At 71.0% G+C, this 23,546-nt stretch carries 21 protein-coding genes; 14 read left to right on the top strand and 7 right to left on the bottom strand.

The window, feature by feature from the left end:
* Positions 1-53 precede the first annotated feature (53 nt).
* From ACWGPF_RS06875 to ACWGPF_RS06860, 4 genes are all read left to right on the top strand, one after another.
* The gene (locus ACWGPF_RS06875; protein ID WP_452332116.1) at positions 54-1,571 is read left to right on the top strand and encodes a hypothetical protein; all 1,518 of its coding nucleotides are present in this window, start codon (positions 54-56) and stop codon (positions 1,569-1,571) included.
* A gap of 63 nt (positions 1,572-1,634) precedes the next feature.
* A complete protein-coding gene (gene hisD / locus ACWGPF_RS06870) occupies positions 1,635-2,942 on the top strand; it encodes a histidinol dehydrogenase (protein ID WP_452332115.1) in 1,308 nt (435 codons plus the stop codon).
* A gap of 5 nt (positions 2,943-2,947) precedes the next feature.
* On the top strand, positions 2,948-3,430 hold the full coding sequence (gene nrdR / locus ACWGPF_RS06865) for a transcriptional regulator NrdR (RefSeq protein WP_345434747.1): 483 nt from the start codon (positions 2,948-2,950) through the stop codon (positions 3,428-3,430).
* Positions 3,431-3,456: 26 nt separating this feature from the next.
* Positions 3,457-4,488: a quinone-dependent dihydroorotate dehydrogenase gene (locus tag ACWGPF_RS06860; RefSeq protein ID WP_452332114.1), complete on the top strand. Its 1,032-nt coding sequence runs from the start codon at positions 3,457-3,459 to the stop codon at positions 4,486-4,488.
* A gap of 67 nt (positions 4,489-4,555) precedes the next feature.
* Here the strand turns inward: ACWGPF_RS06860 and ACWGPF_RS06855 are convergent, their stop codons facing one another.
* Positions 4,556-5,122: a DUF3043 domain-containing protein gene (locus tag ACWGPF_RS06855; protein WP_452332113.1), complete on the bottom strand. Its 567-nt coding sequence runs from the start codon at positions 5,120-5,122 to the stop codon at positions 4,556-4,558.
* 48 nt (positions 5,123-5,170) lie between these two features.
* On the opposite strand from ACWGPF_RS06855, the gene ACWGPF_RS06850 reads away from it, so the two are divergent.
* From ACWGPF_RS06850 to ACWGPF_RS06825, 6 genes are all read left to right on the top strand, one after another.
* Positions 5,171-6,565, top strand: coding sequence for a M20/M25/M40 family metallo-hydrolase (locus ACWGPF_RS06850; RefSeq protein WP_452332112.1), 1,395 nt, complete (start codon positions 5,171-5,173; stop codon positions 6,563-6,565).
* 101 nt (positions 6,566-6,666) lie between these two features.
* Positions 6,667-7,032, top strand: a complete 366-nt coding sequence (gene erpA, locus ACWGPF_RS06845) for an iron-sulfur cluster insertion protein ErpA (protein WP_345434755.1) — start codon at positions 6,667-6,669, stop codon at positions 7,030-7,032.
* Positions 7,033-7,201: 169 nt separating this feature from the next.
* Positions 7,202-8,101, top strand: a complete 900-nt coding sequence (gene ctaC, locus ACWGPF_RS06840) for an aa3-type cytochrome oxidase subunit II (protein WP_452332111.1) — start codon at positions 7,202-7,204, stop codon at positions 8,099-8,101.
* A 2-nt stretch (positions 8,102-8,103) separates the two neighbouring features.
* Positions 8,104-9,846 carry an aa3-type cytochrome oxidase subunit I gene (gene ctaD / locus ACWGPF_RS06835; protein ID WP_452332110.1) on the top strand — a complete coding sequence of 581 codons (1,743 nt, stop codon included), beginning with the start codon at positions 8,104-8,106 and terminating at the stop codon, positions 9,844-9,846.
* A 1-nt stretch (position 9,847) separates the two neighbouring features.
* Positions 9,848-10,270: a cytochrome c oxidase subunit 4 gene (locus ACWGPF_RS06830; protein WP_452332109.1), complete on the top strand. Its 423-nt coding sequence runs from the start codon at positions 9,848-9,850 to the stop codon at positions 10,268-10,270.
* Between the two features lie 78 nt (positions 10,271-10,348).
* Positions 10,349-11,308 carry a D-2-hydroxyacid dehydrogenase family protein gene (locus ACWGPF_RS06825; RefSeq protein ID WP_452332108.1) on the top strand — a complete coding sequence of 320 codons (960 nt, stop codon included), beginning with the start codon at positions 10,349-10,351 and terminating at the stop codon, positions 11,306-11,308.
* Positions 11,309-11,382: 74 nt separating this feature from the next.
* Here ACWGPF_RS06825 and qcrB read toward each other — a convergent pair whose 3' ends face one another.
* Genes qcrB through ctaE form a run of 4 tightly spaced genes read right to left on the bottom strand, consistent with a single transcriptional unit; the run spans position 11,383 to position 15,589 of the window.
* A complete protein-coding gene (gene qcrB, locus ACWGPF_RS06820) occupies positions 11,383-13,077 on the bottom strand; it encodes a cytochrome bc1 complex cytochrome b subunit (protein WP_452332107.1) in 1,695 nt (564 codons plus the stop codon).
* Entirely contained in the window at positions 13,074-14,138 is a 1,065-nt protein-coding gene (gene qcrA / locus ACWGPF_RS06815) for a cytochrome bc1 complex Rieske iron-sulfur subunit (protein ID WP_452332106.1), read from the bottom strand. Before qcrA ends, qcrB begins: the two co-directional genes overlap by 4 nt.
* A 35-nt stretch (positions 14,139-14,173) precedes the next feature.
* Positions 14,174-14,974, bottom strand: coding sequence for a cytochrome bc1 complex diheme cytochrome c subunit (gene qcrC / locus ACWGPF_RS06810; protein WP_452332105.1), 801 nt, complete (start codon positions 14,972-14,974; stop codon positions 14,174-14,176).
* Positions 14,975-14,995: 21 nt separating this feature from the next.
* Positions 14,996-15,589 carry an aa3-type cytochrome oxidase subunit III gene (ctaE, locus tag ACWGPF_RS06805; RefSeq protein ID WP_452332104.1) on the bottom strand — a complete coding sequence of 198 codons (594 nt, stop codon included), beginning with the start codon at positions 15,587-15,589 and terminating at the stop codon, positions 14,996-14,998.
* Between the two features lie 166 nt (positions 15,590-15,755).
* Between ctaE and trpD the strand changes: the two genes are divergently transcribed.
* Together trpD and ACWGPF_RS06795 are read left to right on the top strand one after the other, a co-directional pair.
* The gene (gene trpD, locus ACWGPF_RS06800) at positions 15,756-16,820 is read left to right on the top strand and encodes an anthranilate phosphoribosyltransferase (RefSeq protein ID WP_452332103.1); all 1,065 of its coding nucleotides are present in this window, start codon (positions 15,756-15,758) and stop codon (positions 16,818-16,820) included.
* Positions 16,817-18,046, top strand: a complete 1,230-nt coding sequence (locus tag ACWGPF_RS06795) for an MFS transporter (protein ID WP_452332102.1) — start codon at positions 16,817-16,819, stop codon at positions 18,044-18,046. Before trpD ends, ACWGPF_RS06795 begins: the two co-directional genes overlap by 4 nt.
* Positions 18,047-18,067: 21 nt before the next feature.
* On the opposite strand, the gene ACWGPF_RS06790 is transcribed toward ACWGPF_RS06795, so the two are convergent.
* Complete coding sequence (locus ACWGPF_RS06790) at positions 18,068-18,982, bottom strand: 5'-3' exonuclease (RefSeq protein ID WP_452332144.1); 915 nt, start codon at positions 18,980-18,982, stop codon at positions 18,068-18,070.
* Between the two features lie 183 nt (positions 18,983-19,165).
* On the opposite strand from ACWGPF_RS06790, the gene ACWGPF_RS06785 reads away from it, so the two are divergent.
* Entirely contained in the window at positions 19,166-20,884 is a 1,719-nt protein-coding gene (locus ACWGPF_RS06785; protein ID WP_452332101.1) for an acylneuraminate cytidylyltransferase family protein, read from the top strand.
* 10 nt (positions 20,885-20,894) lie between these two features.
* A complete protein-coding gene (locus tag ACWGPF_RS06780; protein WP_452332100.1) occupies positions 20,895-22,262 on the top strand; it encodes a DUF6716 putative glycosyltransferase in 1,368 nt (455 codons plus the stop codon).
* 751 nt (positions 22,263-23,013) lie between these two features.
* Here ACWGPF_RS06780 and ACWGPF_RS06775 read toward each other — a convergent pair.
* Positions 23,014-23,535 carry a hypothetical protein gene (locus ACWGPF_RS06775; RefSeq protein ID WP_452332099.1) on the bottom strand — a complete coding sequence of 174 codons (522 nt, stop codon included), beginning with the start codon at positions 23,533-23,535 and terminating at the stop codon, positions 23,014-23,016.
* Positions 23,536-23,546: the final 11 nt, after the last annotated feature.

The raw sequence follows: 23,546 nt of genomic DNA, 5'->3' as shown, positions 1-23,546 counted from the left end.
CCGACAGTGCACACCAGTAGGATCGACGCGATCCGACGACGGAAGGAACCCCGGTGACCGACCAGCAACACGGCAGCGCACCCGCTCCCCAGCCCGATGGCGCCGCCGCGCAGAGCGGCGTCGGGCCGTTCACGGCCCGCGAGCTCATCCTCGTCATCCTCGGCGGGCTGCTCTTCCTGTTCTCGTTCTTCTCCCTCATCCGCTTCGCCTACGTGCCGATCTGGGCGAGCGGGCTCGACTGGGTGCTCGGGGTGCTCCTGCCCGCCGGCGCCGCGTTCCTCCTCGTGCTGCGCCGCCTCGCCCCGAGCGCCATCACGCGCGTGGGCTCGCTCGGCGTCGACCAGGTGGCCTCCGTCGCGTTCTCCGTCGCCGCCGTGACGTGGCTGGGGCGCATCGGATGGTCGTACGGAGCGGCCACGTGGGTGCCCTGGCTGGAAGCGCTGCTCGCGCTCGCCGGCGTGTTCTTCACGGTGGTCGCGCCGTTCGTGCCGCCGTTCCGCGACGACTTCGCGGGGCGAGCGGAGAGCGTCGCGCATCCGGCAGCGCGGGCCGCGCGGCCCATCCGCCGGGCGCCCAAGCCCGAGCCGGCGTGGCAGCAGCCGGGAGGCCAGGCTCCCGCGCCGAACGGATGGGACCCGCAGAACCCGTACGCGCCGCAGCAGGGCGCGCAGGGAGCATACGGCCAGCAGCAGCCGTACGGGCAGCCCGCGCCCTACGGACAGCAGCCGTACGGGCAGCAGCAGCCCTATGGACAGCAGCAGCCGTACGGGCAGCAGCCCTATGGACAGCAGCAGCCGTACGGGCAGCAGCCCTATGGACAGCAGCAGCCCTACGCACAGCAGACCTACGGCCAGCAGCCGTACGGGCAGCAGACCTACGGCGAGCAGCCGTACGGGCAGCACGCCCCCTCCGGTCAGCCGGCGGGCGAGCCGTGGGCTCCCGCGTCCGATGCCGGCGCCGGCGCGCCGTCGACGCCCAATCCCTACGCCGACGCACCCGACGCGCAGGCGAACGCCCCGGAGCGTGCCGCCGCGGGGGATCCGTTCGCAACCCCCGCGCCGCCCGCGGACGTCGCGCCGGCGCACGCCGACGCGTCCGAGGAGGGCGCCGCTGCGGCCGCAGAGGACGACGTCGTGACGGATGCGTCCGAGCAGACGCCCGCCGAGCAGACGCCCGCCGAGCAGGCGCCCGGCGCCGACGAGGGCATCTACGACACGATCCTCACGAACGACGACGACGAGCACGTCGATGTGACGGAGCCCGACGCGGAGCAGCCGGCGCCGGCTCCGCACGGCGGCGTCGACGAGCTCGCGCCGATGTTCGACGAGACGGGCGCCGTCCCGGTCGCCGAGCCCGCCGCGCAGACTCAGGCGATTCCCGCCTCGCAGCCGTTCTGGGCGCTCGTCCCCGTCGAGCGCGAGGTCGTCGACGAGCACGGCACCCCCGTATTCCGGATCGGCCCGACCGCCTGGGCGCTCGTCCTCGAGGACCGCGGCGACCACTTCGTCGTCCGTGACGACGACGGACGGATCGGCTACCTCACCGACGTCAGCGGCGTCACCCGCGGCTGACGGTTCCCTCCCGGTCGGGCGGCTCCGTCACGGGCCGCCCGCCGGGCGCGGGATAATCGGTGCATGCGCACCATCGACCTCCGCGGCCGCACCCTCGACCCCGCCGAGCTGCTGGCCGTCGTCCCCCGGGCCGCAGAGGCCCTGCAGACCGCGGCGACCGTCGCGGCGGACATCGTCGCCGACGTCCGCCGGCGCGGGGAGGAATCGCTGCGGGAGCAGGCAGTCCGCTTCGACGGCGTCGAAGGACATGACATCCGCGTGCCGGCGGAGCACATCGCCGAGGCGCTCGCGGCGCTCGACCCTGCCGTGCGCGACGCGCTCGAGACGGCCATCCGCCGAGTGCGCGAGGCGTCGGCGGCGCAGGTGCCCGCCGCCGCCGAGACGGCGATCGGGCGCGGGGCTCGGATCGTGCAGCGCTGGCAGCCCGTCGCGCGCGCCGGCGTCTACATCCCCGGCGGCAAGGCGGTCTACCCCTCCAGCGTCGTGATGAACGTCGTGCCCGCGCAGGTCGCAGGCGTTCAGAGCATCGCACTCGCGTCTCCCGCGCAGGCCGATCAGGGCGGGCGCGTGCACCCGACCATCCTCGCGGTCGCCGGCCTGCTGGGCGTCGACGAGGTGTACGCGATGGGCGGAGCCGGCGCGATCGGCGCGTTCGCGGCAGGCGTCGCGAGCATCGGGCTCGATCCGGTCGACGTCGTCTCGGGCCCCGGCAACAACTTCGTCGCCGCCGCCAAGCGCGCCGTCGCGGGATCCGTCGGAACCGATGCCGAGGCCGGGGCGACCGAGATCCTCGTCGTCGCGGACGACTCGGCCGACGCGCGCCTCATCGCCTACGACCTCGTGAGCCAGGCCGAGCACGACGAGCAGGCCTCCGCCGTGCTCGTGACGACCTCCGCGGAGCTCGCCGACGCGGTCGCGAGCGCCCTGCCGGGGATCGCCGGCGCGACCCGGCACGCCGAGCGCGTCGCCACGGCGCTCGCCGGCGAGCAGTCGGCCATCGTGCTCGTCGACGACGCCGCGTCGGCCGAGGCGTTCAGCAACGCCTACGCGCCCGAGCACCTCGAGCTCCACCTCGCCGACGCCGACACCGCCGCCGCGCGCTACACGAGCGCGGGAGCCGTCTTCGTGGGCGCCTACGCACCGGTGAGCCTCGGCGACTACCTCGCCGGGTCGAACCACGTGCTGCCGACGGGCGGCCAGGCGCGGTACGCGGCGGGCCTCGGAGCGCACACCTTCCTGCGTCCGCAGCAGGTGATCGCCTACGACCGCGACGGTCTCGCAGAAGTCGCAGACGCGATCGTGGCGCTGGCGGACGCCGAAGCGCTGCCCGCGCACGGCGAGGCCGTCACGGCCCGGTTCGCGGGGGAGTAGGCGTCGTGCACTGCCCGTTCTGCCGTCACGGCGACTCCCGCGTCATCGACTCGCGCACGAGCGACGACGGCCTCTCGATCCGGCGACGCCGCCAGTGTCCGCAGTGCGGGGGCCGATTCTCGACCATCGAGACGTCGAGCCTCAACGTGATCAAGCGCTCCGGCGCCGTGGAGCCCTTCAGCCGCGACAAGGTGGTGTCGGGGGTGCGGAAGGCCTGCCAGGGCCGTCCCGTCACCGACGCCGATCTCGCCCTCCTCGCCCAGAAGGTCGAGGAGGCCGTCCGCCAGACGGGGCTCAGCCAGCTCGAGGCGAACGACATCGGCCTGGCGATCCTCGGCCCGCTGCGTGAGCTCGACGAGGTCGCCTACCTGCGCTTCGCGAGCGTCTATCAGGCGTTCGACTCGCTCGAGGACTTCGAGACGTCGATCGCGGATCTCCGCGCCGACCGGCTCCGCCGTCTCGAGGCGGAGCCGTCGGCGGCGGACTGACGGCCGCACCCGATACCCTGGCGGGGATGTATCCCCTCCTCTTCCGGCACGTCCTCACGCGCATCGACCCCGAATCGGCGCATCACCTCGGCATGCTCGCGATCCGCGTCATGGGCACCCCGCCCGTGTCCTGGGTCGTCCGGGCGCTCACCAGGCCCGACCCGCGGCTGGCGGTCCACGCGCTCGGCGTCGACTTCCCGACGCCGTTCGGCATCGCCGCCGGCTTCGACAAGAACGTCGTCGGCGTGCGCGGGCTCGACGCGCTCGGCTTCGGACACGTCGAGGTCGGCACGCTCACGGCCATCCCGCAGCCCGGAAACCCCGCGCCGCGACTGTTCCGCCTCACGGCCGACAGGGCGCTCGTGAATCGGATGGGGTTCAACAACAAGGGCGCGGCGGCCGCCGCCCGCCGGCTCGCGCGACTGCGACGCGGGGGAGCCGTCGTCGGCGTCAACATCGGCAAGAGCCGCGTCGTCTCGGTCGAGGACGCGAGGGCCGACTACGTCGCCAGCGCGCGCATCCTGAGCCCGCTCGCCGACTACCTCGCCGTCAACGTGTCGTCGCCGAACACCCCGGGGCTGCGTGGTCTGCAGGCCGTGGAGACGCTGCGCCCCCTGCTCTCCGCGGTGAAGGAGGCGGCGGGGGAGACGCCGCTCCTCGTCAAGATCGCGCCCGACCTCCCCGACGACGAGGTCGAGGCGGTCGCCCTCCTCGCCGTCGAGCTGGGACTCGCCGGGCTCATCGCGACGAACACGACGATCTCGCGCGACGGCCTCTCGAGCGACCCCGCGACGATCGTCGGCGCGGGGGAGGGCGGACTCTCCGGTGCGCCGCTGAAGGCGCGGTCGCTCGCCGTGCTCGAGATCGTCCGCCGCGCCGTCCCCGATCCGGCGTTCTGCGTCGTCTCCGTCGGCGGCGTGGAGACGGCGGCCGAGGCGCAGGAGCGACTCGACGCCGGCGCGACGCTCGTGCAGGGATACAGCGGGTTCATCTACGAGGGCCCGTTCTGGGCGCGACGGCTCAACCGCGAGCTGGCGGCGCTGCGCGCGCGCCGCTGACGCGCGCGCACAGCGAAGAAGCCCCGAACCCGCCGTGGCGGGGTTCGGGGCTTCTTCGCTGTGCGGATCAGACCGGGTACTGGCCGCGCTTGACCTGGGCCTTCGGCAGGCGCATGAAGCGCATCTGCACCGAGCGCATGGCGGCGTACCAGCCGAGGCCGCGCTCGAGCTTGTCCTTGCCGCCGAACTTCTCCGCGGCCTTCCGCTTGATGCGGTTGGACAGCAGGACCATGTCGCCCACGGCGAAGAGGATGAAGATCCACAGCACGATGAACGACCAGTACTGCGTGACGTAGAGGGGGATGAACGTCGCGACGATGACGAGGAGCATCATCGGCATGAGGAACTCGCCGAGGTGCCACCCCGCGTCGACCCAGTCGCGCGCGAAGCGCTTCTGCGGACCCTTGTCGCGGATGGGGAGGTACTTCTCCTCGCCGTTGGCCATCCCGATGCGGGCGCGCTCCTGGCGGACGCGCAGCTCGGCCTTCGCCGCCTGCCTCGCCTCCTTGGTGTCGGGCACGAGCGGGCGGCGGTTGGCGGCCTCGCGCTCGGCACGCGTCGGCGTGGGTCGTCCCTTGCCGGCAGGGGGCGTCGCCTCGGACGCGTCGTTCTCGGCGGAAGGTGTCTTGGCCATGGAGGAACCTCGGAAGTCTGCTCGCGGGATTTCCCTAAGATTACCGGCATGACCTCCCAGCTCCCTGCGGAACACCAGCTCCTCGACGCCGCGGAGGGCGGCATCCCCTCGGCGATCGCCGATCTCGGCCGTCTCGTGCGGATCCCGGGCATCGCGTGGCCCGCCTTCGACCAGGAGCAGCTGCGTCGCAGCGCCGCCGCGATCGCCGAGCTCGCCGAGGGCACGGGCGTCTTCGACGAGGTCCGCGTGCTGCGCGCCCGCATCCCCGGAACCGACGAGGAGGGGCAGCCCGCCGTCCTCGCGACGCGCGCCGCACGGGGCGGCCGCCCCACCGTCATGCTCTACGCCCACCACGACGTGCAGCCTCCCGGCGACGACGCCCTGTGGGAGACGCCTCCCTTCGAGCCGACCGTGCGCGACGGCCGCCTGTACGGGCGCGGCGCGGCCGACGACAAGGCCGGCGTGATGGCCCACATCGCCTCGCTCCGCGCCCTCCGCGAGACGTACGGCGACGACCTCGACCTCGGCATCGTGCTGTTCATCGAGGGCGAGGAGGAGTACGGCTCGCGATCGTTCACGCAGTTCCTCTCCGACAATGCCGAGGCCATGCGCTCCGACGTCATCGTCGTGGCGGACTCCGGGAACTGGGATTCCGAGACGCCCGCCGTCACGGTGTCGCTGCGCGGCAACGCGAAGTTCCACCTGACGGTGCGCACCCTCGACCACGCGTCGCACTCCGGGATGTTCGGCGGTGCCGTCCCCGACGCCATGCTCGCGACCGTGAAGCTCCTGTCCACGCTCTGGGACGACGCCGGGAGCGTCGCCGTGGAGGGGCTCGCGGTCCGCGATGCCGAGACGCCCGCCTACGACGAGCGCACGCTCCGCGACGAGACGGGCCTCCTCGACGGCGTCCGTCCGATCGGGGACGGCACGATCCTCTCGCGCATCTGGAACAAGCCGTCGATCACCGTCACGGGCATCGACTTCACGTCGGTCGCCGCGGCGTCGAACACGCTGTCGCCCGAGGTCACCGTGGTCGTGAGCGCGCGCGTGGCACCGGGGCAGACGGCCGAGGACGCCTACGCGGCGATCGAGCGGCACCTGCGCGCCCGCGCGCCGTTCGGCGCCGAGCTCGCGTTCTCCGACGTCGACCTCGGCAACGGGTTCCTCGTCGACACGAGCGGATGGGCCGTCGAGCTCGCCCGCGGCGCGATGGCGGACGGATACGGGAAGGATCCCGTCGACTACGGGGTGGGCGGATCCATCCCCTTCATCGCCGACCTCGTCGAGCGCTACCCCGGCGCGCAGATCCTCGTCACGGGCGTGGAGGACCCGCATTCGCGTGCGCACAGCCCGAACGAGTCCCTCCACCTCGACACGTTCCGGCACGCCGTCCGCGCCGAGACGCTTCTGCTCGCGCGAGCGAACGCCCGCACGGTCTGACGCGGAGCGCACGGGGAGCGGATCCGCCGATCCCGCTCCCCGGTTCCAGCGTTACGATGGACCGAACCCGCCGCCGCGCGCGGCCATCCCGAAGGAGCGTCATGACAGACACGACACTTGCGGCCGACGCCGCGACGCGCGCTCACGGCGTGAGCCTCAGCGACGCCGCAGCGGCCAAGGTCAAGAGCCTGCTCGAGCAGGAGGGCCGCGACGACCTGCGGCTGCGCGTCGCCGTGCAGCCCGGCGGCTGCTCCGGCCTCATCTACCAGCTCTACTTCGACGAGCGCTACCTCGAGGGCGACGAGACCGTCGACTTCGACGGGGTCGAGGTCATCGTCGACAACATGAGCGTGCCCTACCTCGACGGCGCCTCGATCGATTTCAAGGACACCATCTCGGAGCAGGGGTTCACCATCGACAACCCCAACGCGTCCGGTTCCTGCGCCTGCGGCGACAGCTTCCACTGAGCTCCGGCGCCTTCCGCGCCCCGAGAGCCCCGCGCCACGCCGGTGCGGGGCTCTCGCATTGTCCGGATCTGCCGCGGGATGTCGCGCACGCGCTGGGAGCTTGGCCGGAATCGGGTGTGCGCTTGCCCTAGACTTGCAGATGCCCTATCCACGTTCGAAAGGTGAATTCGTGCCGTCGAAACGCCATCTCCGCTGGGCTGCGATCCCCGCCGTCGCCGCGGCAGCCGTCGCTCTTGCCGGGTGCACGCCCACGGAACTGCACGGATACCTCCCCGGGTTCGACGAATCCGGGGTCGCGACCACCAACCACACCGACCTCATCGCGTCGCTGTGGGTCGGGTCGTGGGTCGCCGCGCTCGTCGTCGGCATCATCACGTGGGGCCTCATGCTGTGGGCGATGGTCGTGTACCGCCGCCGCAAGGGCCAGACGGGTCTGCCCGTCCAGCTGCGCTACAACATGCCCATCGAGATCTTCTTCACCTCGGTGCCGCTCATCCTCGTCCTGGGGCTGTTCGCCTTCACGGCGCGCGACCAGGCGACCATCGAGGAGCCCCACGCCGACCCCGACGTCGAGATCACCGCGATCGCGAAGCAGTGGGCTTGGGACTTCCAGTACGACGGCGAGGCGGAGGACAACTCCGACGCCGTCTGGACCATGGGCATCCAGGCGCAGACCGACGCCGACGGCAACGTCGACCAGTCGCAGCTGCCCACGCTCGTGCTTCCTGTCGGCGAGCGCGTGACGATCAACCTCGAGTCGCGCGACGTCATCCACTCCTTCTGGATCATCGACTTCCTCTACAAGAAGGACATGTACATCGGCCACGACAACTCGTGGTCCTTCATCCCGACCCGTGAGGGGTCGTACGAGGGCAAGTGCGCTGAGCTCTGCGGCGAGTACCACTCGATGATGCTGTTCAACGTCGAGGTGGTCAGCGTGGCGGAGTACGAGGCGTACCTCGACGAGCTCGAGGCCGAGGGCCAGACGGGCGACATCAACGACGCATACGACCGTCTCTCGAACAACCCCGGCACCGGGTCTGTCGCGACGACGGAAGAGGAGCACTGAACATGGCGACCGTCACCGAACGCCAGACGCCGCTTCCTCCGCGCCAGGCCGCTCTGCTGAGCGGCTCGCGCGTGGAGCAGAAGGGCAACATCGTCGTCAAGTGGATCACCTCCACCGACCACAAGACGATCGGGTACATGTACCTCATCGTCTCCATGCTCTTCTTCTGCCTCGGCGGCGTGATGGCGCTCGTCATCCGCGCGGAGCTGTTCGCGCCGGGCATGCAGATCGTGCCGACGAAGGAGCAGTACAACCAGCTCTTCACGATGCACGGCACCGTGATGCTGCTGATGTTCGCGACGCCGCTGTTCGCGGGCTTCGCGAACGCCCTCTTGCCGCTGCAGATCGGCGCTCCCGACGTCGCGTTCCCGCGACTGAACGCCTTCGCGTTCTGGCTCTTCACCTTCGGCTCGATCATCGCCGTGGCCGGCTTCCTCACCCCGCAGGGCGCCGCGTCGTTCGGATGGTTCGCCTACCAGCCGCTCGCGAACGCGTCGTTCTCCCCGGGCGTGGGAGGCAATCTCTGGATGCTCGGCCTCGGCATCTCGGGCTTCGGCACGATCTTCGGCGGCGTGAACTTCATCACGACGATCATCACGATGCGCGCTCCCGGCATGACGATGTGGCGCATGCCGATCTTCACGTGGAACACGCTCATCACGAGCCTGCTCATCCTCATCGCGTTCCCCGTGCTCGCCGCGGCCATGTTCGCCGCAGCATCCGACCGCATCTTCGGTTCGCACGTGTACGACCCCGCCAACGGCGGCGTGCTCCTCTGGCAGCACCTGTTCTGGTTCTTCGGCCACCCCGAGGTGTACATCATCGCGCTGCCGTTCTTCGGCATCGTGTCGGAGATCTTCCCGGTCTTCAGCCGCAAGCCGATCTTCGGCTACAAGACGCTCGTGTACGCGACCATCGCGATCGCGGCGCTGTCGGTGTCGGTGTGGGCGCACCACATGTACGTGACGGGTGCGGTCCTGCTGCCCTTCTTCGCGCTCATGACGATGCTCATCGCGGTGCCGACGGGTGTGAAGATCTTCAACTGGATCGGCACGCTCTGGCGCGGATCGGTGACGTTCGAGACGCCGATGATGTTCGCCCTCGGCTTCCTCGTGTCGTTCGTGTTCGGCGGTCTGACGGGTGTCATCCTGTCGTCGCCCCCGCTCGACTTCCACCTCAGCGACTCGTACTTCGTCGTCGCGCACTTCCACTACGTCGTGTTCGGCACGGTCGTGTTCGCGATGTTCGCCGGCTTCTACTTCTGGTGGCCGAAGTGGACGGGCAAGATGCTGAACGAGCGTCTCGGCTACGTGCACTTCTGGATGCTGTTCATCGGCTTCCACATGACTTTCCTCATCCAGCACTGGCTGGGCGTCGACGGCATGGTGCGCCGCTACGCCGACTACTCGGCGGCGGACGGGTGGACCTGGCAGAACCAGCTCTCGACGATCGGCTCGATCATCCTGGGCGCGTCCCTGCTGCCGTTCTTCCTCAACGTGTGGATCACGGCGCGCACCGCGCCGAAGGTCACGGTCAACGACCCGTGGGGCTACGGCGGATCGCTCGAGTGGGCGACCTCCTGCCCGCCCCCTCGCCACAACTTCACGTCGATCCCGCGCATCCGCAGCGAGCGGCCCGCGTTCGACCTGAACCACCCCGAGGCGGGCATCCCCGTCGGCGTCGGTCCTGCCAAGGACGCGCCGGACGCGCCCGTCGTCGACCTCGCGGAAGGCAAGGTGAAGTGACATGCGGTCCAACGTCGTCATCTGGTGGTTGCTGAGCGGCTTCTTCCTGCTCTGCTTCGGCGCGTACGCCATCTGGAGCCTGATCTACTACGGCGGCAACCTCGAGTGGGTCGGCGCGGTCGCTCTTCTCTTCACCGCGCTCATGGCCGCCCTCATCGGGTTCTACGTGCAGCTGGTCTACAAGGGCCAGAAGGGCGTGGAGCTGCCGGAGGACCGCCTCGACGCCGACATCGACGACGGCCAGGCCGAGCAGGGCGAGTTCAGCCCGTGGTCGTGGTGGCCGCTCGTCCTGGGCGGTGCGGTCGCGATCGGCGCGATCTCGCTCGCCACGGCGCACTTCCTCATCCCGATCGCGGCGGGTCTGCTCATCGTCGCGCTGTTCGGATGGGTGTACGAGTACTACCGCGGCAACTTCGCGCGCTGACACCGTGCTCTGACGGGCCCCGGCACCTTCTCGGTGCCGGGGCCTTCTGCATGCCCGCGAGCGGGTAGCCTCGGCACCATGGTGGCCATCCGACGTCTCGCGGTCCTCGACGACTACACGCACGTGGCGGCGTCGTATGCGGACTGGGACGCGCTGCGGGACCGCGGCGTCGAGGTGGTGTTCCATCACGATCCCCTGGGCGAGCGCCTGCTCGACGCGCTTGCCGGTGTCGACGCGATCGCCGCGATGCGCGAGCGCACGCCGTTCGACGCGTCGACGATCGCCGCCCTGCCGGCTCTCCGTCTCCTCGTCACGACGGGGATGGCGAACGCCTCGATCGACCTCGCGGCCGCCGCGGCGCGCGGCGTCACGGTGTGCGGCACGCCGGGGTCGTCACCCGGGGCGCCCGAGCTCACCTGGGCACTGCTGCTCGCGGCGCTCCGCGACCTGCCCACGGAGGAGAGGCGCCTGCGCGACGGGCTCTGGCAGGGCGGCGTCGGACGCGAGGCCGAGGGCCTGACGATCGGCATCGTGGGCCTCGGCCGCATCGGCACCCGCATCGCGCGCTACGCGCACGCGTTCGGGATGGACGTGCGGGCGTGGAGCCCGCACCTCGACGACGCGCGGGCCGGATCCGCCGGAGCACGGCGTGCCGAGAGCCTGCTCGCACTCGCGGAGAGCGCCGACCTCCTCACGCTCCATCTGCGGCTCGCCCCGTCCACCCGTGAGATCGTGGGGGAGCGCGTGCTCCGGGCGCTCGGGCCCGACGGCCTTCTCGTGAACACGGCGCGAGCGGGCCTCGTCGACACCGCGGCGCTGATCCGAGGGCTGGAGCAGGGATGGCTCGGGGGCGCCGCGCTCGACGTGTTCGACGTCGAGCCGATCCCGGTCGGCGACCCGATCCTGGCGGCTCCCCGCACGGTGCTCTCGCCGCACCTCGGGTACGTCACGACGGCGTCGTACCGCGCGTTCTACCCCGCGATCGTCGAGGACGTCCTGGCGTACCTCGACGGTCGCCCGCTCCGCGTCATCGGCTGAGGAGCCCGCTTCGTCCCGCATGCGAGAGGGCCCCGGATCCGAAGATCCGGGGCCCTCTGGCGGAGCGCGGAGGCTCAGTGCTTGTCGTGACCCGACTCGAGCTCGTCGTGGTGCGGGTCGCCGTACTCGTGCAGGGCATGCTGCTGGTGCTCGAGCGCCGCACGGTACTCCGTCTCGGTCACGGGCGCCAGGCGGTCCTCGAAGAACCAGCGCGAGATCGACGCGCGCAGGTTCTGACCGAAGCCGATCCGTCCGTTGTCGTCGGGACGGACGACGAGCGGCTCGTACGTCTCCTCCGCGACGAGCTTCCAGCGCTCGTACTCGTCGACCGGCTTGTGCACCTCGCGGTACTCGCCACCGGGGAGGCGCACGATGCGACCGGACTCGAAACCGTGCAGCACGATCTCGCGGTCCTTCTTCTGCAGGGCGATGCAGACACGCTTCGTGATGAAGTACACGACCACGGGCGCCACGAAGAGCGACACCTGCAGGAAGTGGATGATCCCCTCCATCGTGAGGCGGAAGTGCGTGGCGATGATGTCGGAGGACGCGGCCGCCCACATCACGGCGTACATCACGACACCGGCGGCGCCGATCGCCGTGCGCGTCGCGGCGTTGCGCGGACGCTGGGCGATGTGGTGCTCGCGCTTGTCGCCCGTGACCCACGCCTCGATGAAGGGGTAGAGGAACACGGCGATGAGGAACACCACGATGATGAGGAGCGGCGCGAGGATGCCCATCGACAGCGTGTAGTCGCCCAGCTGGATGTCCCAGTTCGAGGGGGCGAGGCGCAGCATGCCGTCGGCGAAGCCGATGTACCAGTCGGGCTGCGTTCCCGCCGAGACGGGGGACGGGTCGTACGGGCCGTAGTTCCAGATCGGGTTGATCTGCACGAGCGATGCCATGAGCACGATCGCGCCGAACACGATGAAGAAGAAGCCGCCCATCTTGGACATGTAGACCGGCATCATCGGGTAGCCCACGACGTTGTCGTTCGTCCGGCCGGGGCCGGCGAACTGCGTGTGCTTGTTGATGATCATCAGCAGGAGGTGCACGGCGATGAGCGCGATGACCAGCAGCGGCAGGATGAGGATGTGCAGCGTGTAGAGGCGCCCCACGATGTCGGTGCCGGGGAACTCGCCGCCGAACAGCAGGTACGAGGTCCACGTCCCGATGAGCGGGATTCCCTTGATCATGCCGTCGATGATGCGGAGGCCGTTGCCCGAGAGGAGGTCGTCGGGGAGCGAGTAGCCCGTGAAGCCCTCGGCCATGGCGAGGACGAAGAGCACGAAGCCGATCACCCAGTTGAGCTCGCGGGGCTTGCGGAACGCGCCCGTGAAGAACACGCGCAGCATGTGCACGCCGATGCCCGCCACGAAGACGAGGGCCGCCCAGTGGTGGATCTGGCGGACGAGCAGGCCGCCGCGGATGTCGAAGCTGATGCGCAGCGTCGACTCCATCGCGGCGGACATCTCGATGCCGCGCATGAGCGGGTAGGCGCCCGTGTAGTGCGTCTCGACCATGGACGCCTGGAAGAAGAACGTCAGGTACGTGCCCGAGATGAGCACGACGACGAACGACCAGAGCGCGATCTCGCCGAGCATGAACGACCAGTGGTCGGGGAAGACCTTGCGTCCGAGCTCCTTGACGAGGCCGGAGAGGCTCGTTCGCTCGTCGAGGTAGTTCGCAGTGGCGCCGACGAATCGACCGCCGAGGGGCTTCTGCTTCTCGCCCTGCTGCGCGTTGTCAGTGGCGGCTGCGGTACTCAATGACGCTCCCAGAAGCTCGGGCCGACGGGTTCGGTGAAGCCGCGCTGAGCGACGAGGTAGCCCTCGTCGTCGACGGCGATGGGCAGCTGCGGCAGCGGACGGGCCGCGGGGCCGAAGATGACCTTGGCGTGGTCGGTGACGTCGAACTGCGACTGGTGGCAGGGGCACAGGAGGTGGTGCGTCTGCTGCTCGTAGAGCGCGACCGGGCAGCCGACGTGGGTGCACACCTTCGAGTACGCGACGATTCCGTCGTACGACCAGGTCTTGCGCTCCTCGCTCTCGATGAGCTGCTCGGGCAGCACGCGCACGAGGAGGACGATCGCCTTCGCCTTCTCCTCGAGGTAGCCGTCCTCGTGGCTCAGCGTCGAGAGGGACTCGGGGATGATGTGGAACGCGGAGCCGAGCGTCACGTCGGACGCCTTGACGGGCGTGCCCTCGGGGTCGAGGACGAGGCGCTCGCCCTCCTTCCACATCGTCTCGTTGAGCAGCTGGACGGGGTCCTTGCCGTCGTTAGGGGCGAGGTTGCGGAACAGCGTGATCCCGGGGATGACGCTCGCCGCGAGAGCGGCGAACAGCGCGTTGCGGATCATCTTGCGACGCCCGAAGCCGGACTCCTCGTTGGCGGCCTCGAAGACCTTCACCGCTGCCGCGCGCGTCGGCTCGCTGCCTCGCGTGCTGTGGCGGTTCTCGATGACCTCGTGGTCGTGCATGAGCGCCTTCGACCAGTGGATGGCGCCGATGCCGATGGCGAGGAGCGCGAACGCGATGCCCAGGCCGATGTAGAGGTTGTTGTGGCGGATGTTCGTCATCGTGGCGTACTCGCCCTCGATGGGGAACAGCATGTAGGCGGCGACCGCCCAGATGCTCGCCGCGACCGAGATGTAGAACAGCGTGTACACCGTGCGGACCGCGCGCTGCTGCGCCTTCGGGTCCTTGTCGGTGATGCGCTCGCGGTGCGGGGGGAGCCCCGGGTTCTGCACAGGGTCGGAGGCCGCGACGGCGAGACCGCGGGAAGGCGTGCGCGCCTTCTCGACGGCCTGCGTGTCGTGCTCGTGTGCCATGTCGCTCCTCGTGATGTCTTCGTGGTTCGCCATCGTCAGTTCGACTTCGCCGTGATCCACACGGTGATCGCCACGAGACCGCCGATGCCGAAGATCCACACGAAGAGGCCCTCGGCCACGGGGCCGAGCGAGCCGATCGTGAACCCGCCGGGGGCCTGCGCGTCCTGCTGGTACAGCAGCGCGGAGATGATGTCTCGCTTGTCCTCGGCGGTGAGGTTCAGGTTGTTGAACACCGGCATGTTCTGCGGGCCCGTGACCATGGCCGCGTAGATGTGCAGGGCGCTCGTGTCGATGATGTCGGGGGCGAACTTGCCCTCCGTCAGCGCGCCGCCCGCGGCGGCGACGTTGTGGCACATGGCGCAGTTGATGCGGAAGAGCTCGGCGCCGCGCGCGACATCGCCCTCGCCGTCGAGCGTGTGCTCGCTCGGGTACTCGGGACCGGGCGCGACCGACTGCACGTACTCCGCCATCGCGAGGATCTGGTCCTCGGTGAACTGCACGGGCTTCTGGTCCGCCTGCGGGCCCTGCATCGCCATGGGCATGCGCCCCGTGGAGACCTGGAACTCGACGGCGAGCTCGCCGACGCCGTACAGGGACGGGCCGTTGTCGGTGCCCTGCAGATCGAGACCGTGGCAGGTCGCGCAGTTGGCCTGGAACAGCTTCTCGCCGTCCTCCGCCGTGAGGGCGGTCGACGCCGTCGACTCGTTCGTCGCGGCGACGGCGGCGGATGCGCCTGCGTAGATGCCGCCGGACAGGACGAGACCGATGCCGATGAGCGCGGCGGCGGCGAGGGGGCTGCGACGGCCGTTCGAGCGGCGCTTCTTCAGTCGTGCCATGAGGGTGTTGTTGCTCCGCTCTTACTTCAGGAAGTAGATGACCGCGAACAGGGCGATCCAGACCACGTCGACGAAGTGCCAGTAGTACGACACGACGATCGCGGTGGTCGCTTCCTTGTGCGTGAACTTCTTGACCGCGTAGGCGCGGCCGATGGTGAACAGGAATGCGACGAGGCCGCCCGTGACGTGCATCGCGTGGAAGCCGGTGGTGAGGAAGAACGCGGCCGAGTACGAGTCGGCGCCGTACGGCATGCCCTCCGCGACGAGCTGGGCGTACTCCCACACCTGGCCGGAGACGAAGACCGCGCCCATGAAGAACGTCGCCCAGTACCAGGGCACCATGCCGATGCGCTTCCACCCCTTCTGGGTGGGGTCGTTGTAGGGCTGCATGCGCTCGGCCGCGAACACGCCCATCTGGCACGTCACGCTCGAGAGCACGAGGATGACGGTGTTGACGAACGCGAACGGCACGTTCAGGATCTCCGTGCGATCCGCCCACAGGTCGGGGGAGGTGCTGCGCAGGGTGAAGTAGATCGCGAACAGTCCCGCGAAGAACATGACCTCGCTGCCGAGCCAGACGATCGTGCCGACGGCGACGGGATCTGGGCGCTTCACGGTTCTCGGCGCTGGGGCATACGTAGCTGAGGTCGTCACCCGTCCATTATGGCCGATTCCGACGCATGATTTTGGCACCGCGGGGTGTGTGCCGACCCCCGGTTGGACTTAGGTTCGCCTTACAACCCGCTGGGAGACCGCCCTGCGGTCGCCGTAAGATCGGGGTATGACCGACGCTCTGTCCTGGCCCTCGCTCCTGACGACGGTGCTCGCCCGCCGCGATCTCAGCGTGTCGGAGGCGACGTGGGCCATGCGGCAGGTCATGAACGGCGACGCGACGCCCGCGCAGCTCGGCGGATTCCTGCTCGCGCTGCGGGCGAAGGGCGAGTCGGTGGAGGAGATCATCGGGTTCCGCGACGCCATCCTCGAAGCCGCCGTCCCTCTGCCGGTCGACCCGCACGTGCTCGACATCGTCGGGACGGGGGGAGATCGTTACGGCACCGTGAACATCTCCTCGACGGCGTCCATCATCGTCGCGGCGACGGGCGTCCCGGTCGTGAAGCACGGCAACAAGGCGGCGAGCTCGAAGTCGGGGTCCTCCGACGTGCTGAGCGCGCTCGGCATCGACCTCCGGCTGCCGGCGGAGGATGTCGCGCGCGTCCTCGACGACGCCGGCATCACGTTCGCCTGGGCAGCGGCCTTCCATCCGGGCTTCCGGCACGCGGCGGCCGTCCGCGCAGAGCTCGGCGTGCCGACGGTGTTCAACTATCTCGGCCCGCTCGTGAACCCCGCGCGCGCCGAGGCCAACGCCGTGGGCGTGGCCCGCCTCGAGAGCGTCCCGCTCATCACGGGCGTCTTCCGCACGCGCGGGGCGACCGCGCTCGTGTTCCGCGGCGAGGACGGCCTCGACGAGCTCACGACGACGGGTTACAGCCGCATCTGGGAGATCTCGAACGGCGACATGCACGAGTTCGACATCCACCCGCGCGACGTCGGGCTGCCGTCGGCGACGATCGACGATCTGCTCGGCGGCTCGCCCGACCACAACGCCGACGTGCTGCGGCGCACGCTCGCGGGGGAGCAGGGCGCGGTGCGCGACATCGTCCTGCTCAACGCGGCGGCGGGCATCGTCGCCTACCGGCTCGCGCAGGACCCGACCCAGGCCCAGCGCAACATGATCCAGCGCCTGTCGGAGGCGCTGGGCGAGGCGGCGGCGGCGGTCGACGACGGTCGCGCGACGGCGAAGCTTGACGCCTGGATCGCCGCGACGCGCAGGCCAGCCGCGGCGTGACGCGCGCGCGCCACGCGTTCCCCTGGCTCGTCGTCGCCGCCCTGCTGACGGCGTCCCTCACGCTGCGCGCGCCCATCCTCGCCGTGACGCCCGTGCTCCGCGACATCGAGGAGGCGTTCGGCGTGGACGCGGCCACGGTGTCGCTCCTCACGACGCTCCCCGTGATCATGTTCGCGGCCCTCACCCCCGTCGCGGCCCTCGTCATCCGGCGGGCGGGCGCGGAGCTCGCGCTGCTGGCGTGCCTCGTCGGGATCGTCGTCGGGACGCTCGTGCGGCTCCTGCCGGGCTTCTCCTGGATGCTCGCGGGGATGGTCGTCATCGGCGCCGGCATCACGGTGGGCAACGTCGTGCTGCCGGTCATCATCCGCCGCGACGTCCCGCCGCGCCACGTCGCGACCGTGACGGCCGGGTACGCCGCGCTCCTCAACGTCGGGTCGCTCGTCGTGACGCTCGGCACGGCGCCGATCGCCGAGCTGGTCGGATGGTCGGCGGCGGTGCTCTCGTGGATCTGGATCACGATCGCCGGGCTCGCGCTGTGGCTTCTGCACATGCGTCGCGACCGGGTGCCCGGCGCGACGTGGGCGGAGCGGTACTCGGGCGAGGCGGGTGGGCCGGAGCAGATCGTGCTCACGGGACCGGTGCCGACCGTCTCCCGCTCGGGGCGGACGACGCGCAGCCCCGTCGTGTGGCTGCTCGTCGCGACCTTCTGCTGCCAGTCGGCGGGCTACTACGCCATCTCGACGTGGCTGCCGACGCTCATCGGCGACACGACGGGGTCCGACCCGACGCAGGCCGGCGCGTTCGCGTCGATCTTCCAGGGAGCCGGCATCGTGGGGGCCCTCCTCGTGCCCGCGCTCGCGCACCGTCTGCCCATCCTCGTGCCGGCCGCCGTCGTGAGCGCGTGCTGGCTCGCCCTGTCGGCGGGGCTGCTGTTCGCGCCCGACGCCTTCCTCCTGTGGACCGCCGTCGGCGGCATCGCGCACGGCGGCGGGTTCGTCGTCGTGATGACCGTGCTCGTCGGCCACTCGCGGAGCGATGCCGAGGCGGCGACCGGTTCCGCCCTCGTGCAGGGCGGCGGCTACGTGATGGGTGCGGCCGGCGCGCCGGCGATCGGCGCCCTGCACGAGCTCACGGGCGGATGGACCGCGCCGCTGGGGGTGACGCTCGCCCTCGCGATCGGCTTCACGGCCTTCCTCTCGGCGGCGGTCGTCGCGGCGCGCCGCTGACGGCGGGAGGCGGGGCCCTCGTCAGGCCGGGAGCGCGTCGATCGCCGCGATCGCGCGGTCCATCGACGTCCCGAGGGCGAAGCGCTCCGCGAGGGCGGCGGCGTGGGCCCGCGCGTCGTCGTCGAGCGGGCGGAGCGCGCCGTCGACGGGGCCCAGCTCGAGGTCGCGGACCACTGCGACGACGCGCGGAGCGACGTCGAGGTAGGCGGCCGCCTGGCGGACCTTCGCGGACTGCGCCTTCGTGAGGCCGGTCTCCGCCTCCGCGGCGGCGCGGATGGCGGCCAGATCGCCGTGCGCGGAGAGGAGGGCGGCCGCCGTCTTCTCGCCGATGCCCGCGACGCCCGGCAGGCCGTCCGATGCGTCGCCGCGCAGGGTCGCGAAGTCCGCGTACTGGTCGGCGCGCACCCCGTACTTCGCGAGGATGGCGTCCTCCGTCATGACCTCGAGGTTCGACATCCCCCTCGTCGTGGAGATCACGCGGACGCCGCGGGCGTCATCGACCAGCTGGAAGAGGTCGCGGTCGCCCGTCACGACATCGACGGGGATGCGCGAGCGTGTCGCGAGCGTGCCGATGACGTCGTCGGCCTCGTGCGCCGCCGCGCCGACGACGGGGATGCCGAGCGCCGCGAGCTCTGCCCGGATGACGGGGATCTGCGCCTCGAGCGGATCGGGGACCTCCTCGACGTCGGGACCCGCGGCGACCACCTCGACGACGCGATGCGCCTTGTACGACGGGATGAGGTCGACGCGCCACTGCGGGCGCCAGTCGTCGTCCCAGCAGGCGACGAGGTGCGTCGGCTCGTACAGCGACACGAGCTTCGCGATCATGTCGAGCAGCCCGCGCGCGGCGTTGACGGGCGTGCCGTCGGGGGCGCGCACGGTGTCGGGGACGCCGTAGTAGGCACGGAAGTACAGGCTCGCCGTGTCGAGCAGCATGAGTCGCGGGGTCGTCACCCCGCCATCCTGCCAGCGCGCGCCGACGTGCGCGCGGGTCACCGCGCGTTCACCCGCGCGTCGCCCCCGCGCCATCCGGCCATCCGGTGTCGTTCACACCGTGTGCGCACGCTGGGAGCCACGGTGGGCGCATCCTGTCCGCCGAGCGTCACGGGGAGGTGGAGAATGGAGCGCGAGCCGATCGCCTGGGTGGAGTCGCCGCTGCAGCTCCTCGGGGCGGCCGAGTGGGCGAGCGCCCACCGCATCGTCCTCGATGTCGCGTGCCGCCTGACGGCGCAGATGCCCGAGACGGCCGCCGAGCTGGCGGCACGGAGTGCTCCGCTCGGCGAGATGACGCCGTACCTCGGCATCCCGTGGCGGCTGCTCGCGACGCACCCCCACTGGGTGGTCGGCGACGGCTTCTCGGGGCAGTTCCGCCTGGCCGCGAGCGTGCTGCGGCCTTCGCGCGTGACGTTCCTCGACGACGGCGCGAACACGCTCGCGCTCGCGGATGCGATCACCGGGACGCGGCCGTACGCGCGACCGGGGAACCGGGAGCGGGGGCTCACGACGCGCGTCGCGCCGGCCGCCCTCGAGCACGTGCGCCGCCGCGCCGCGGCGGGCGACGTCGACCTCTTCACCGCGTTCCCTCTCGGTGTCGACCGCGAGACGGCACTCGCCCGCGCGGGGGTCGCGGTGCGCAGCCACGGGTTCGGATGGCTCCGCTCGCGCCCGCAGAGCGAGCGCACGCGCCGGACGGTGGTCGGAGACCGCCTCCTCCTCGGCAGCGCGCGCCCCGTCGACGGGCGCATGCCGCTGCCCGACTACATCGCCTGGGTCGCCGACGAGGCGGCTGCCGAACCCGTCACCTATCTGCCGCACCGGCGCGAGCCGGAGGAGCAGCTCGAGCTCGTCGCCGCGCTCCCCGGCGTGACGCTCGCGCGGCTCGGCCTGCCCGTCGAGCTCGTGCTCGCGGGCGCGGGCCGGCCCCTCGAGGTGGTGTCGCTCGCGACGAGCGCGACGACGACTCTCCCGCTCCTGCTCGAGGGCACCGGCAGCGTGCTGCGGGAGAAGGACGGCGTCGTGCGCCGCACGGGCGAGGCGCTGGGCGAGGATTCCGGGGCCGCGGCTCCGAGTGAGGCTGCGGCGGTCGATGCGGAGGGGTCGGGGGACCCCGGGGGAGTGTCGGCCGCCGCGAGCACGGAGGTCGTCGCGGTCATCCCCGCCCGCGGCGGCTCGGTCGGCGTGCCGGGGAAGAACCTGCGCCGCATCGGCGGCGTGCCGCTCGTGGGCCGCGCCGTCCGATCCGCGCACGCGGCGGGGGTGGACCGCGTCTACGTGTCGACCGACGACGCCGAGATCGCGGCTGCGGCGCGTGCGCACGGCGCCGACGTGATCGACCGGCCCGCCGAGCTGGCGGGGTCGACGGCGAGCTCGGAGTCGGCGCTCCTGCATGCGCTCGACGCCCTCGCGCAGCGCGGGGTGGCGCCACGGGTGCTCGTGTTCCTGCAGGCGACGTCGCCCTTCATCGACGCCGACGCGCTGCGCGGGGCTGTCGACCGGGTGCGAGGCGGCGCCGCCGACAGCGCGTTCTCTGCGGTGGAGTCGTACGGCTTCCTGTGGCGTCGCACGGCCGACGGTGCAGACGCCGTCAACCACGAGGTCGGGCATCGCCCGCGGCGTCAGGACCGCGAACCGCACTACCTCGAGACGGGCGCGTTCTACGTGCTGGACGCCGCTGGCTTCCGCCGCGCGCGGCACCGGTTCTTCGGCCGCATCGAGATCGTCGAGGTGCCCGAGCGGACGGCCATCGAGATCGACTCGGAGGAGCAGCTCGAGATGTCGCGCGCGATGGCGCCCCTCATCGACCGGTTCGCCCGGCAGGCCGCCGCGATCGGCGCATGACGGCGCTGGCGTGAGGGCGGGTCGCATCGTCGGCGTCGCCGACACCGACTCGTACGTCAAGTGGGCGGCGGCGCTCCTCGGCACGCTGCCGGAGGGAGTCGCCGAGCTCGTCGTGCTCGACACCGAGCTCGTCGTGAGCGACGCCCAGCTCGCCTCGGCGCTCGCCGGGAGCGGGCTGCCTGCCGGTCGCGTCCGGCGGGCGGGGCTCGACGAGTTGCCCGCGCTCGTCGAGGGCGCCGACGCCGTGCTCGTCGCGGCGCGCGGCCCGCTCGTGCGCGTCGTCGCGCGGGAGATCGCCGCGCTGACGCCGAGACCTGTGCTCGTCACGGGCCTACCGGGCATCTCGGTGCCCGCGACGTGGCTCGCGCTCCACTTCCGCCGCCAATGCGATCTGTTCGTGCTCCACGCGCACCGCGAGATCCGGGCGTTCCGGGCGCTCGCCGCGGAACGCGGCATGGTGCAAGACTTCGCGCTGGCACGGCTGCCGTTCGCGCGAGCGGCGCAGGGCGCGGGGTCGGATGTCGATGCGGCGGATGGCGATCGTCCATCGGGGCGGGATCTCGTGTTCGCGGGGCAGGCGATCGTGCCGCGGGAGCGGGAGGATCGGGTGCGGATCGCGCGCACGCTCGTCGACGCGGCGCGCGCCGACCCGTCGCGGAGGGTCGTCGTGAAGCTCCGCGGGGCCACCGGCGAGAAGCAGACGCACGAGGAGCACGACGCATATCCCGGCCTCATCCGGGAGCTCGGCCCCGTGCCCCGGAACCTCGTGTTCTCGACCGCGCCCATGGGGGAGGCGCTGGAGACGGCGGAGGGCCTCGTGACGGTGAGCTCCACGGCCGCCGTCGAGGCGATCGCGCGGGGTGTGCCCGTCATCGCGATCGACGACTTCGGCGTCTCCGCGCGGCTCATCAACCTCGTGTTCGAGGGGAGCGGCGTGCTCGGCGGTCTCGACGACGTCGTGCGGCGCGCGTTCCGCACGCCGCGCGAGGAGTGGCTGCGCGAGAACTACTTCCATCCGGCCGAGGACGACGACTGGACGACGCGGCTGGACGAGCTCGTGGAGCGTCGTCGGGCCGGAGGGGCGCCCGGCCGTCCGCCGTACGTGCGGTGGGGCGGGCGGGCGCGGGACGCATGGGAGCGGCGGCTCGCGCTCGGCACGTCCGACCGCTCGCTCGCGGGTGCCGTCGCGTACGCCGTCGGCGTGCCGGTGCGCACGGTGCTGCGGGCCGCGCGGAGGGCCCGTCGTCAACGGGATCGTCAGCAGCCGGGGCCGGCGGGATCCTCGATGCAGGTGGACTCGACGAGCGCCGTGTGCGTCTCGACGACGCGCACGGTCGTCGCGGACGAGGAGACCGTCACGAGCCCGTCGACGGGGTAGACCCCCCACGGCCCGAAGCCGACGACGGCGCGGTACGAGACCGAGGCGACGACCGTGAACGTGCCGCGGCCGGCATACACATGGCTCGTCGCGGTCGCGGCGTAGTCGGGCAGGCCGAGGGAGTCCCACGAGGAGCCGCCCGACGTCGCGCTCACGATCGTGCCGTCGCCGAAGTCGAACGCGTACGACATCGGCGTGAAGACGACCGAGACGGGGAGCCCGAAGAGGGAGCCGCCGGCCACCGTCTCCTGCGCGGGAGCGATCGCGTTGAAGGGCATGCCGACGATGGCGGCGCCGGCCGGCTCGGTCGAGAGCGCAGGGCCGGGAGGAGCGAAGGTCGCGACGTCGCGATCCGTGATGGCGGGGATGACCGGCGCCTGGGGTTCCTCCGGCTCGTTCTCGACGGGAGGCTTCTCGAGGATGCACCGGTGCCCGGACTCGTTCCACTCGTCGATCGTGCACTCCTCCGGCTCGGCGGGAGCGCCGTCGCCTCCGCCCGAGCCGCCGGTTCCGCCGCCGCCTCCTCCGCCGGGGACGCCTCCCGAGATGTCGATCGGCTGCGGCTGCGTCTCGCCCTGCGACCCCGGCAGCTCCTGCTCGCCGCCGACCTGGACGTGATCGCCGCCGTTGTCGATGTCGGGGCACATTCCCGAGATGTACTCGATCTGGGTACACCCTGCGGCGAACGAATCGGTATTGAGTGTGGGTTGAGTTAGTGCGGCTAGAAGAATTGTGGCGATGGGAAATACGCTTAGCATGATCCTTGCGATTTCAGATCTGTTGTGGCGATCCGTAGCTCTGCGTCGACTGTGGCGAACGTAATATGCAGGACATAGATGGGGTCGAGGTCGTTTGGCGTTACTATCCTTCCGGAATCATCCACCACCTTTGCTTTAGAGGAATCCAGGCATACGTCAGCTTCTATTTGTGCCGAGAGTCCAAGGGCGGTGTATTCCAATGGAATGAACTCGACGAGTTCAGTGGCGCCCTTGACGTGGTTTCCCGCCTCCGCGAGCGCTTGCTCCGCGGCTATTTCTGAATCGAGCGCTTCTCCGGTGAGATATTGCTTGGGATCAGCTCGTTCATCCCCGGAGTTTTGAAGTTCCAGAGCGGTCATATACGCCCGGTACGTCTCCTCGGCGGCGGCGAAGGCCTCCTCCTCGTTCGCGAAGCCGGTGGGGGTCGGCGTCGCGGCGGGCTCGGGCGTGCAGGCGGTCAGCGCGACGGCGAGGGTCGCGGAGACGACGGCGATGGCGAGACGACGGCACGGCATGGCCTCACGGT

It is taken from the genome of Microbacterium sp. NPDC055683 (assembly GCF_053617895.1).
Note: the sequence above shows the minus strand (reverse complement) of the source record. Positions and strands in the feature narration are given on the sequence as shown.

Bases quoted from the DNA above. Each gene is read 5' to 3' on its own strand.
- ACWGPF_RS06825 (WP_452332108.1), top strand. From the start codon at position 10,349: ATGGTGGCCATCCGACGTCTCGCGGTCCTCGACGACTACACGCACGTG.
- ACWGPF_RS06850 (WP_452332112.1), top strand. From the start codon at position 5,171: ATGACCTCCCAGCTCCCTGCGGAACACCAGCTCCTCGACGCCGCGGAG.
- ACWGPF_RS06775 (WP_452332099.1), bottom strand. From the start codon at position 23,535: ATGCCGTGCCGTCGTCTCGCCATCGCCGTCGTCTCCGCGACCCTCGCC.
- ACWGPF_RS06830 (WP_452332109.1), top strand. From the start codon at position 9,848: ATGCGGTCCAACGTCGTCATCTGGTGGTTGCTGAGCGGCTTCTTCCTG.
- erpA (WP_345434755.1), top strand. From the start codon at position 6,667: ATGACAGACACGACACTTGCGGCCGACGCCGCGACGCGCGCTCACGGC.
- ACWGPF_RS06790 (WP_452332144.1), bottom strand. From the start codon at position 18,982: ATGCTGCTCGACACGGCGAGCCTGTACTTCCGTGCCTACTACGGCGTC.
- ctaD (WP_452332110.1), top strand. From the start codon at position 8,104: ATGGCGACCGTCACCGAACGCCAGACGCCGCTTCCTCCGCGCCAGGCC.
- hisD (WP_452332115.1), top strand. From the start codon at position 1,635: ATGCGCACCATCGACCTCCGCGGCCGCACCCTCGACCCCGCCGAGCTG.
- qcrA (WP_452332106.1), bottom strand. From the start codon at position 14,138: ATGGCACACGAGCACGACACGCAGGCCGTCGAGAAGGCGCGCACGCCT.
- ACWGPF_RS06785 (WP_452332101.1), top strand. From the start codon at position 19,166: ATGGAGCGCGAGCCGATCGCCTGGGTGGAGTCGCCGCTGCAGCTCCTC.
- ACWGPF_RS06860 (WP_452332114.1), top strand. From the start codon at position 3,457: ATGTATCCCCTCCTCTTCCGGCACGTCCTCACGCGCATCGACCCCGAA.
- trpD (WP_452332103.1), top strand. From the start codon at position 15,756: ATGACCGACGCTCTGTCCTGGCCCTCGCTCCTGACGACGGTGCTCGCC.
- ACWGPF_RS06855 (WP_452332113.1), bottom strand. From the start codon at position 5,122: ATGGCCAAGACACCTTCCGCCGAGAACGACGCGTCCGAGGCGACGCCC.
- qcrC (WP_452332105.1), bottom strand. From the start codon at position 14,974: ATGGCACGACTGAAGAAGCGCCGCTCGAACGGCCGTCGCAGCCCCCTC.